Origin of the sequence: Streptomyces sp. NPDC059455 (assembly GCF_042750115.1) — a bacterium.
Taxonomy (GTDB): domain Bacteria; phylum Actinomycetota; class Actinomycetes; order Streptomycetales; family Streptomycetaceae; genus Streptomyces; species Streptomyces endocoffeicus.
The window spans coordinates 1-10,773 of sequence record NZ_JBHYVB010000297.1 but is presented as its reverse complement, the minus strand read 5'-3'; the positions used below and the strand labels follow the sequence as shown (position 1 = coordinate 10,773).

Sequence of the window (10,773 nt, the reverse complement as noted above, 5' to 3'; positions counted from 1 at the left end):
CGTCACGGGCGTCCACCGCACCGCCCTCGTACAGCAGGCCCACCGTGTCGCGGGTGACCCCGACCATGTCGGAGTATCCGGACCACTCGGGGGGGTGGGGAGGGGGGCGGGGGGGACCCGCCCCCGGGGGGGGCCCGGCGTTGTGCCGCTACGCCCCTTCGCGGGCCGTGCGCGCCGCGCGGGCCAGGTCCAGGTCGGTGGTCTCCGGCGCCAGGAACTGTGACACGACGGCGCCGACCACCAGCACTCCGGCGCCGACCAGGAGCACGAACTCCGCTCCGAAGTGGTCGAGCCCCATCGGCAGCAGGAACGTACCGATCGCGGCACCCACCCGGCTCATGGCCGTGGCGAAGCCGACGCCCGTGGTGCGCAGGGATGTGGGGAACACCTCCAGCGGATAGACCGCGGTCAGCGCGGAGGAGGCGGCGTTGAGGAAGATGAAGAACAGGAAGCCGACGACGATGACGGGGGTGGAGGACGGCCACACCGCCACCAGGGCCAGACACCCGGCCGTGATCCAGAACGGCGGGATCAGCAGCCTGCGGCGGCCGATCCGCTCCACGACCAGGCACCCCGCGGTGACACCGGCCACGGCGGTGAAGGAGTAGACGAGCAGCGCCGCCACCGCGTTGTCCCCCATGTGCAGTGCCTCGAAGACGTCCGTCCAGAAGGTGCCGATGGCGAAGTACGGCAGCACGAGGGCGGCCCAGAAGACGCTGGCGAACACCGTGGAGCGGAGATGCCGCCGGCTGAAGAGCGCACGGAACCCGTCCTGCCGCACTTCGTCGCGCTCGTCGAGTTCCGCGGCGACATCCACCTCGATGCCGTACTTGTCGATCAGCGCCTCCGCCTCGTCCCGGCGCCCCTGGCTCAGCAGCCAGCGCGCGGACTCCGGGATGCCACCGCGCAGGGCCACACACACCAGCGCGATCAGCGCGCTGCTCGCCAGGGACCAGCGCCAGCCGCCGTCGACGGAGGCGAACAGCGCCCCCACGACCGTGGCCAGCGCATACCCCAGGTACCAGCTGATCTCCAGGCTCGCCAGCAGCCGCCCGCGGCCACGTCGGCCCGCGTACTCCGACAGCAGCGGCGCGCCGATCGCGTACTCGCCGCCGATCGCCACACCCATCACCAGCCGGATGAGGAAGAGCTGTGTGCCGTCCACGACGAAGAACTGGAGCACCGAGCCGACCAGGAAGATCAACATGTCGATGAGGAACACCGGCCGCCGTCCGAACCGGTCGGCCAGCCGGCCGAAGACCGGCCCTCCGACGAAGATGCCGATCAGCGGTGCGGCACCGACCAGCCCCTGTTCCACGGAGGTCAGATGGAGGTCGTCGGTGATCGCCCCCATCGCGAGGCCGATGCCACCGATGATGTAGCCGTCGATTCCCTGGCCGATCTGGGTGGCCAGCTTCAGCTTGGTGTGCAGCCGCTTCCGTTCGCGTTCGGTGGCGGGTGCGCCCGGCGGTGTGCTGGGCTCGTTGTGCTCGGTCACAGGCGTCGTTGCCATGCGCGGGTCCTTACCTAGTGAGGGGGGAGGGCGTCAGCCGGTCGGCCAGTCGAGGGCGATGTACTGCGTTTCCAGGAACGCCTCGATGCCCTCGCGGCCACCCTCCCGGCCCAGGCCCGACTGCTTGACGCCGCCGAAGGGCGCCGCCGGGTCGGAGAGCAGGCCACGGTTGAGGCCGACCATGCCGCTCTCCAGGCGTTCGGCGATGCGCAGGGCCCTGGCCACGTCGCGCGAGTAGATGTACGAGGCGAGTCCGTGCACCGTCGCGTTGGCGCGGGCCACCAGTTCGTCCTCGTCGGTGAAGGCGGCCAGGGGCGCGACCGGCCCGAAGACCTCCTCGTTCATGATCCGGGCGTTCTCGGGGACGTCCACCAGGACGGTCGCCGGGTGGTAGCGGCCGGGGCCCTCGGGCACGCTGCCCCGCGCGGCGACCTTCGCGCCACGCCCGACCGCGTCGTCGACCAGGGAGCGGATGGACTCCACGGCGGTCCGGTTGATCATCGGGCCGAGGGTGACGCCCTCCTCCAGACCCGCTCCGGCGCGTACCGCGGTCATGGCCGCCGCGAACTTCTCGGTGAACTCGGCGGCGACCGACTGATGGACGTAGAACCGGTTGGCGGCGATGCAGACCTCGCCACCGCCCCGCATCTTGGCGTCCATCGCACCGCGCACCGCGGCGTCCACGTCGGCGTCCTCGCAGACGATGAAGGGGGCGTTGCCGCCCAGTTCCATGGTCACGTTGACGACGTTCGCCGCCGCCTGCTCCAGGAGTTTCCGGCCGGTCGCGGTGGAGCCGGTGAAGGAGAACTTGCGGACCCGCTCGTCGCGGAGCCAGCCGGAGACCACCTCGGGTGCGCGGTCGGTGGGCAGCACGTTCAGCAGCCCGTCGGGCAGGCCCGCCTCGCTCATCAGGGCGGCGATCGCGAGGGCGGTGAGCGGGGTGTCCGGGGCCGGTTTGAGGAGCACCGGGCAGCCGGCGGCGAGCGCCGGGGCGATCTTCCGGGTGGCCATCGCGGCCGGGAAGTTCCAGGGGGTGACGAAGGCGGTGACGCCCACCGGATGCCTGCGTACGACATGGCGGAAGCCGCCACCGGGCGCGTCGCCGAACGAGGAGCCGATCCGCACCGCCTCCTCGGCGAACCAGCGGAAGAACTCCGCCGCGTAACCGACCTCGGCCACCGCGTCCCGGTACGCCTTGCCGTTTTCCAGGACGATCAGGCGGGCGAGGGTGTCGGTGTGCTCACGCATCAGCGCGAAGGCGGTGTGCAGCACCTCCGAGCGACGGCGCGGCGGCGTCGCCCGCCATCCGGCGGCGGCCTCTTGGGCCGCGTCGACCGCCGCCACGGCGTCGCCCGGACCCGCCGCGGACACCTCGCGGATCAGCTCCGCGGTGGCCGGGTCGTGCACGGGAAACGTCCGTCCGTCCTCGGCCGCACACCAGCGGCCGGCGATGAACACATCGCCTTCGGCGAACGGCGCCTTGACGAGGGTTTCTATGCCGGGGAGGTTCATGAGCTGCTCTTTTCTCCGTTCCGAACGAGGGCTGGTCCGGTTCGCGGTGAATTTACGAGCGCGTCATACGGCCGACAAGGCCGCTTCTCGGATCGCAATGGTGGTTGCTGTCAGGGCAACTCACCGCATACGACAGGGAGGGGACGGGCGTGGGCCACCCGGCCGGGACGTCCTCAGGTGAGCCGTGCCCGGGGGAACGGGGTGTTCCGCGGCTCCCAGCCCAGCAGCGCGGAGACGCGTGCCGCCGCCTTGGCGGTGGTGCGGCCCGCCTCGTCCAGGCGGTCGCCGAGCCGGGACTTGGGCGCCGAGATGTTGATCGCCGCCACGACCCGTCCCCGGAAGTCGCGCACCGGCGCGGAGACTCCGACCAGACCGGCCTCGAATTCCTCGCTCACCCTCGCGTACCCCTGGCGCGACGCCTTCTGGATCAGCGCCCACAGCTCGGGAATCGGCGGGGTGGAGGTGGTGCCGAAGCGGACGTACAGCTCGTCGGGCGTGGCATCGGCCAGCAGCACACGCCCGGCCGAGGTCTGCCACGCGGGCACTCCGCGCCCCTCCCAGCCGTGGACGCGGAAGGAGTGTCCGGAGACCGAGAGCAGGGTGAGCACCTCGCGGTCGCTCAGGACACACAGATGGCTGGTCTCCTCCACGTCCGCCGACAGCGCGTGCATCACCGGCTCGGCCATGCGCACCAGCCGGTTCTGCGAGGTCCGCGCGACCAGTGAGAAGAGCCGCCAGCCCAGCCGGTACTCCAGGGTGTCGGGGTCCCGCTCCACGATCCCCGCGGCGGCCAGGGCCTTGAGGGCCCGCGAGACCTGGGTCTTCTCCCGGCCCACCAGCTGTGCCAGGCGTACGACGCCGAGCCCGCCGGCGTTCTGGGCCTCGTCGGAGGCGAGCGCCTCCAGCAGGTCGATGTCACGGCGCAGCCCGTGGCCGCGCTGGGCGATGGTGTCTCCGGGGCCGGAGGAGTCGGCCCGGGGGCCCGCGCCATGCGCGTCGGCGGGGTCCTCGGGGCCGTCGGTGCCGCGAGGGGGGAGGTTTGTCACGCGCGCCATCCTAAGCGCGCGCCCCTGGGAACCCCCAGGTCAGCCGCCGGGTTGTCGGGAGAGCAACCGGCATTTCGATTCCAGCGGGTGCCTTGCGAGGGGGTGGCGGCGGTTCTAGATTCGCCGCATCGGACCGGATGAACTGCGGTGAATGCGAGGTTCATCCCGTCGGTCCGCCGATTCCCCGCTCCCGGAGATCCAGGAGATCCCATGCCATCGCCTTTTGCCCCGACCGCCCTGATCGGCGAGTCCTTCGCCGGGGAGGGTGCCAACGCCGCGCACACGAACGTCGTGATCGGACGCAAGGGCGGACCCGTCGAGACGGCCTGGGCCACGGCGCTGGCCACGCCCAGCGCCGGACACGTCCCGTTTCTGACGATCGTGCGGCCCTCGGTCCCGGTGAAGCCGCTGACGCTGTTCGTCACGAAGGCCGCCGCCGATGGTGAGCTGCACCAGCGCGCCACGTGGGGCTCCGCCCAGGCCGGTCTGGCGCAGGGCGTCACGGACGCGGTCCGGGACGGTCTGCTGCCCGCCGAGGAGGCCGACGATCTGCTGATCATCGCCGCGGTCTGGGTGAACCCGGCGGTCGACGACCTGGATGTGTCCTTCCGCAACCAGCGCTCCGCCGCGTACGAGGCGGTGCGGGCCGCGGTGAACGCCACCCCGACCGTGGCCGATGTCCTCGCGACCGCCGAGGAAGGCCCGGCCAACCCGTTCTACGCCCCCACCTCCGAGGCGCTCATCCGATGAAGATCACGGACATCACCCTGGACCGGCTGCGGCTGGAGCTGGACCCGCCGTTCCGGGCCGCCTGGGACCCCGAGCCGCGGCGCCACTTCGACGCGACGATCGTCCGCGTCCACACCGACGAGGGGATCACCGGCATCGGCTCCGGGGATCTCATGGACGGCTTCGACACCTACAAGCACCTGTTCGTCGGCGAGGACCCGCTCGACATCACCCGGCATGTCAAAGCCATCGAGACCGCGAACTTCCACGGCGCCCACTACTGGCCGCTGGAGGCGGCGCTGTGGGACATCATCGGCAAGGTCCACGGCCGCCCGGTGGCGGAGCTGTTCGGCAACGCGGCCAAGAAGCTCCCCGCCTACGCCTCCTGCGGTGAGCTCAAATCGCCCGAGGAGCGCGTGGCCACCGCGCTGAAGGTCCGCGCGGCGGGCTTCCGCGCGATGAAGATCCGCATCGACCGCGACCGGGTGGACGAGGGGATCGCCGCGGTCCGCGCGGTGCGCGAGGAGCTGGGCGCGGACTTCGAGATCATGGTGGATCTGAACCAGTCGTGGCGCATGGCGGGCGACACCGCGGGCGCCACCGATCTCGCCCGGACCCGCAAGATCATCGCGCGGCTGGCCGAACTCGATGTGTTCTGGGTCGAGGAGCCGCTGCCCTACTGCGACGTGGCGGGCTTCAAGCGCCTGCGGGCGGAGAACCCCGGGGTGCGGATCGCCGCGGGCGAGATGCACCATTCCCCCACCGAGCTGCTGCGCTACCTCGAGGAGGACGCCCTCGACATCTATCAGATGGACGTGGTGCTCGCGATCGGCATGCACCGCGCCCGCACCCTGGCGGAAGTGGCGCGGCTCAAGCACCGCCACTTCACCCCGCACAGCTGGACCAACGGCATCGGTGTGCTGGCCAATCTGCACGTGGCGGCGGGGGTCGGCGGCGGCCCGTTCTTCGAGTTTCCCTACGACCCGCCCGGGTGGACCCCGGAGCGCCGGGACTTCATGCTCGCCGACCCGGTGCGGGTGGGCGGCGACGGCGACCTCGAGGTGCCCGCGAGGCCGGGCCTCGGCATCGAGCTGGACGAAGACGCGATCGACCGGTGGAGGATCACATGACGCACGGCATCGACGCCCTGCTCTCCCGTACGCACGACCAGTGGCTGGCTGCGGCCGACCAACTGACCTTCGAGACAAGGCCGTTCATCGACGGCCACTTCACCGACGCCCTCTCCGGCGACACCTTCATCAGCATCTCGCCGCGCGATGGCGCGGTGCTCGCCAAGGTGCAGGCGGCCGGCGCCGAGGACGTGGACCGTGCCGTACGCGGTGCGCGCGACGCCTTCGAGGACGGACGCTGGCGTGACCTCCCGCCCAAGGAGCGCAAGCGCGTCCTGCTGCGCTGGGCCGACCTGATCCGGGAGAACGCGGAGGAGTTCGCCCTCCTCGACACCCTGGAGATGGGCAAGCCCATCACCGAGTCCGTGCGGATCGATGTGGACAAGGCCGCCGAGACCATCGCCTGGTACGCCGAGGCCATCGACAAGACCTACGACGAGGTGGCGCCGACGCCCAGGGACGCGCTCGCCCTGATCACCCGGGAGCCCCTGGGTGTCGTCGGCGCGGTCATCCCGTGGAACTACGCGCTGCTCATCGCCAGTTGGAAGCTGGGCCCGGCCCTGGCCACCGGCAACAGCGTCGTACTCAAGCCCGCCGAGCAGACGTCCCTGGCCGCCCTGCGCCTGGCCGCCCTCGCCACCGAGGCGGGTCTGCCGGACGGGGTGTTCAACGTCGTCCCCGGGCGCGGCGAGGTCGCCGGGCAGGCGCTGGGCCGCCACCCCGAGGTCGACAAGATCGCCTTCACGGGCTCGGTGGAGGTGGCCCGGCTCTTCCAGGTGTACGCGGGCGAGTCCAACGGCAAGCAGGTGGCCGTCGAGGCGGGTGGCAAGTCGCCCCAGCTCGTGCTGGCGGACGCCGACATCGAGGCCGCCGCGTCGGCCGTGGCATGGGGCATCTTCTACAACGCCGGGCAGACCTGCAACGCCGGTTCCCGCGTCGTGGTCCACGCCTCCGTCAAGGACCGGCTCCTGGACGCGGTGCGCCGGATCACCGACGACACCTTCCGGATGGGCGACCCGCTCGACCCGGCCACCGTCATGGGCCCCCTGGTCGACGAGAACCAGCTGGCCTCGGTCCTCAGCCATATCGAGCGTGGTGTGGCGGACGGGGCGGCCGTGGTGTTCGGCGGTGGCCGCACCCTCACCGAGTCGGGCGGCAGCTATGTCGAACCGACCGTCCTGGACGGGGTGGTGAACACCTCCGCCGTCGCCCAGCGGGAAATCTTCGGCCCGGTCCTGGCCGTCGTCTCCTACGACGGCGACGCCGACGAGGGGATCCGACTGGCCAACGAGAGCGACTACGGGCTCGTCGCCTCCGTCTGGACCCGTGACGTGGCCGTCGCCCACCGCGCCGCCAAGCGGCTCCGGGCCGGAACGGTCTGGATCAACACCTTCGACGCCAGCGATGTCATCACCCCGTTCGGCGGCTTCAAGGCCACCGGTGCGGGCCGTGACAAGTCCCTGCACGCGCTGGACGCGTACACCGCTCTGAAGACCACCTGGGTCAACCTGGCCTGAGCCGGTCACGGTTCACGGCCACCTCCACAACGCCCCTCTCCCCTTACTTTCTCTTCTCACCACAGCGAGGACAACGATGAGGATCGGTTTCATCGGCCTGGGCAACATGGGTCGCCATATGGCCCGCCACCTGATCCAGGCGGGTCACCAGGTCACCGTGCACGACATCCGCCCCGAGGCCGCCGCGGAGCATCTCGCGCTCGGCGCCGGATGGGCCGACACGCCCGCCGCGTGCGCGGACGGCGTGGAGCTCCTGATCACCAGCCTGCCGACGCCGCGTGTCGTCGAGGACGTCCTGCTGCGCGGTGGCGCCGCCGCGGCCCTGACGCCGGGGACCCTGTGGGTCGACATGTCGACCTCGACCCCGGCGGCCGCCGAGCGGATCGCCGCCGAGGTGCTGGACGCCCAGCAGGTGCGCCGGCTCGACGCGCCCGTCTGCGGGATGTCGCACGGCGCCGACTCCGGCACCCTGCAGATCTTCGTCGGCGGCGCCGAGGACGACTTCCGGGCCGCGCTGCCCGCGCTGGAGGCGATGGGCGACCCGAAGCGCATCCTGCACGTCGGCCCGCTCGGCGCCGGTTACACGGTCAAGCTGCTGCTCAACCTGCTGTGGTTCAGCAAGCTCGTGGCCACCTCGGAGGTGTTCGCGATGGGCGCCAAGGCGGGCGTCGACCTCGGCCTGCTGCGTGATTCCCTGCTCAAGAGCTCCGCCTCGTCCTACTTCCTGGAGCACGACTTCATCCGCGTCCTCACCGACGGCGACTACGACGACTCCTTCGCCATGGTCCTCGCCTGCAAGGACCTCGGCCTCGCCATCGACCTCGGCCGCGACCTGGGCGTGCCCACCGAACTGTCGGCGGTGGTCGAGCAGATCTTCCGCCGCTCCAGGACCGAGCACGGCGACCTCGCGGGCGAGATGAGCCCCGTGCGCCTCTACGAGGCCCTCGCCGGGCAGGAGTTCCGGCTGGCCATCCAGGCCACCGCACCGGTGGGCGCGACCGTCGCGGTCTGAGCACGAGCGAACGCCACCCCGCCCCACGACGTCAGGAGCCGCACCCATGACCCCTTCCGGGCCCGGCGGTCCCACACCGCTGAGCATCGACCCCACCTGCCGTATCGAGTTCGGCCCCGGCCGCATCGGCCGGCTCCCCGCCCTGATCGCGGCGACCGGCCACGATCGCGCCTTCGTCGTCACCGACCGCGGTCTGCGCGCCGCGGGTGTCCTCGAGCCGGCCCTCAAGGCCCTCGAGGCCGCCGGGCTGGAGTACGCCGTCTACGACGAAGTGGCGCCCAATCCGTCCACCGCCAACGTCGACGCCGGTGCCGCACGGGCCCGTACGTTCGGCACCGCCGCGGTCGTCGCCCTCGGCGGGGGCTCCGTACTCGACGCGGCGAAGGGCATCGCCCTGCTGGTCGGCAACCCGGGCGCCACGGCCGCCGACGCCGACGACCTCTGGGAGGCGGGCGACGGGCTACCGCTCGTCGCGATCCCCACCACCTCCGGCACCGGCGCCGAGACCAACGGCTTCGGGGTCATCGAGGACACCGCCGCCTGCCACAAGGTGTACATCGGCCACCCGTCGGTGAAGCCGTGCGTCGCGCTGCTCGACCCCGAGCTCACCCTGGGCCTGCCCGCGCCCGCCACCGCCGCCACCGGCATCGACGCCCTCGTGCACGGCATCGAGTCGCTCGCCTCGCGCGGCGCGAACCCGATCTCCACCGCCTATGCCACGCAGGCCGTGGCCATGGTCAGCCGCGCCCTGCCCGCCGCGTACCGGAACGGCTCGGACCTCGACGCCCGCGCCGAGCTGATGCTGGGTGCCCATCTCGCGGGCCAGGCACTCACCCTCTCCGGGCTCGGGCTCGTCCACGGCATCGGCCATGTGCTGACCGCGCACACCGGCACGCCACACGGCGTCGCCCTCGCCGCCGTCCTCGAGGAGGTGATGGAGTTCAACGCTCCCGCCGCACAGGGCGCCTATGAACAGGTGGCGCGGGCCATGCGCCTCGCGCCTCCCGCCGACGGGGACTGGGCGCGGGCAGCCATCGACGGAGTACGCGAGATCGCGGGCACCGTCGAGGTGAAACGCCCCCTGAGGACGCTCGGCGCCGACCGCGCCATGCTGCCCTCCATCGCCGCCGGGGCGGTGGCGGACCCGGTGACGAAGAACAATCCGCTGTCGCCCGATCAGACGCAGGTCCTGAACATCCTCACCACCACATACTGATCGCCACCACGTACTGATCAGCACCCCAGGTTGATCCCGGCGCCTGGATCGTGACCCCGACGATCCAGGCGCCGTGGCAATGGCTGTCACATCCCGCTCGGCGCCGTGCCCGAGCCCGTCGAGGTGCTGTGGAACAACCCCAAGGTGGCCGAGACCAACCAGGAGTTCTCGGCCGGACTGCACACCTGGGATGCCGCCGACACGAGTCTCAAGACGTTCGCGCACATGGCCGTCGCGGCCCAGACCGGCTGCAGCTGGTGCCTCGACGTCAACTACTTCCTCGCGCTGATACCAGAATCTGGACCCGACCAAGGCCGCCCAGGTGCCGCGCTGGCGGGAGTCGGAGGTGTTCACACCGCTGGAGCGGGACGTCCTCGCCTACGCCGAGGCCATGACCAACACACCGCCGACCGTCACCGACGAGCTGTCCGCCCGCCTGCTCGACCGGCTCGGCCCGGCGGCGCTGGTCGAACTCACCGTGTTCATCGCCTTCGCCAACTTCGCGAGCCGGTCCAACACGGCGCTCGGCATCACCTCGCAGGGCTACTCCGACGCCTGCGAGATTCCCCTGGCCGCGCGTCCCGCGCCGTCCGGCGTAGCGTCCACGGCATGACCCAGGCCCCCTTCGTCGCCCATCGCGGCCTGCTGTTCACGGTCGCCTACGAGATGCTCGGGTCGGCCGCCGACGCGGAGGACGTGGTCCAGGAGTCCTGGCTGCGGTGGGCCGACGTCGACCCGATGTCGCCGAGGATGTCGAACTCGCGGAGAGCGTGTCGATCGCCGCGGATGCGGGTGAGCCGGTCGGAGCAGCAGGCCGTGGTGGAGCGGTTCCTGGTCGCGTTGCGGACCGGGCGGTTGCGGGAGCTGTTGGAGGTCATGGCGCCGGACGTGGTCATGATCACCGACGGAGGCGGGGTGGTGGCCGCCGCCCTGGTCCCGATCCACGGGGCCGAAGAAGTGGCGAAGGTGCTCGCGCGCGCGAACCAGGTGGTGGCCGCGTTGGAGACGACGCCCGTATGGCTCAACGGCGCCCCCGCGGGACCGGGAGCCAGAGAACGCCAGACCGCCCCCGGGGGGCACCGAGTGGGGAACACGGGG

9 protein-coding genes and 1 pseudogene are annotated in these 10,773 nt (G+C 71.5%); 7 read left to right on the top strand and 3 right to left on the bottom strand.

Annotated elements, in window-relative coordinates:
• Nucleotides 1-148 precede the first annotated feature (148 nt).
• The 3 genes from ACFXB5_RS49740 to ACFXB5_RS49730 all read right to left on the bottom strand — a co-directional run bounded on the left by ACFXB5_RS49740 (nt 149) and on the right by ACFXB5_RS49730 (nt 4,080).
• Nucleotides 149-1,513 (bottom strand): MFS transporter, encoded by a 1,365-nt coding sequence (locus ACFXB5_RS49740; protein ID WP_385221706.1) that lies wholly within the window; start codon nt 1,511-1,513, stop codon nt 149-151.
• A gap of 33 nt (nt 1,514-1,546) precedes the next feature.
• Complete coding sequence (locus ACFXB5_RS49735; protein ID WP_385221704.1) at nt 1,547-3,025, bottom strand: NAD-dependent succinate-semialdehyde dehydrogenase; 1,479 nt, start codon at nt 3,023-3,025, stop codon at nt 1,547-1,549.
• A gap of 173 nt (nt 3,026-3,198) precedes the next feature.
• Nucleotides 3,199-4,080, bottom strand: a complete 882-nt coding sequence (locus ACFXB5_RS49730) for an IclR family transcriptional regulator (RefSeq protein WP_385221701.1) — start codon at nt 4,078-4,080, stop codon at nt 3,199-3,201.
• A gap of 201 nt (nt 4,081-4,281) precedes the next feature.
• Here ACFXB5_RS49730 and fae point away from each other — a divergent pair, with 201 nt between their 5' ends.
• The 7 genes and pseudogenes from fae to ACFXB5_RS49695 all read left to right on the top strand — a co-directional run.
• A complete protein-coding gene (gene fae, locus ACFXB5_RS49725) occupies nt 4,282-4,821 on the top strand; it encodes a formaldehyde-activating enzyme (RefSeq protein WP_385221698.1) in 540 nt (179 codons plus the stop codon).
• Entirely contained in the window at nt 4,818-5,930 is a 1,113-nt protein-coding gene (locus ACFXB5_RS49720; RefSeq protein WP_385221696.1) for a mandelate racemase/muconate lactonizing enzyme family protein, read from the top strand. Before fae ends, ACFXB5_RS49720 begins: the two co-directional genes overlap by 4 nt.
• Nucleotides 5,927-7,447 carry an aldehyde dehydrogenase gene (locus ACFXB5_RS49715; protein WP_385221694.1) on the top strand — a complete coding sequence of 507 codons (1,521 nt, stop codon included), beginning with the start codon at nt 5,927-5,929 and terminating at the stop codon, nt 7,445-7,447. Before ACFXB5_RS49720 ends, ACFXB5_RS49715 begins: the two co-directional genes overlap by 4 nt.
• A gap of 76 nt (nt 7,448-7,523) precedes the next feature.
• Nucleotides 7,524-8,459, top strand: coding sequence for an NAD(P)-dependent oxidoreductase (locus ACFXB5_RS49710; RefSeq protein WP_385221691.1), 936 nt, complete (start codon nt 7,524-7,526; stop codon nt 8,457-8,459).
• Between the two features lie 46 nt (nt 8,460-8,505).
• A complete protein-coding gene (locus ACFXB5_RS49705) occupies nt 8,506-9,675 on the top strand; it encodes an iron-containing alcohol dehydrogenase family protein (RefSeq protein ID WP_385221688.1) in 1,170 nt (389 codons plus the stop codon).
• Between the two features lie 96 nt (nt 9,676-9,771).
• Nucleotides 9,772-10,288: pseudogene (locus tag ACFXB5_RS49700) on the top strand (carboxymuconolactone decarboxylase family protein); the annotation flags it as partial.
• Nucleotides 10,285-10,773: sigma factor (locus ACFXB5_RS49695; protein WP_385221685.1), on the top strand; the 489-nt coding region annotated here is incomplete at its 3' end. The pseudogene ACFXB5_RS49700 and the gene ACFXB5_RS49695, both read left to right, overlap by 4 nt.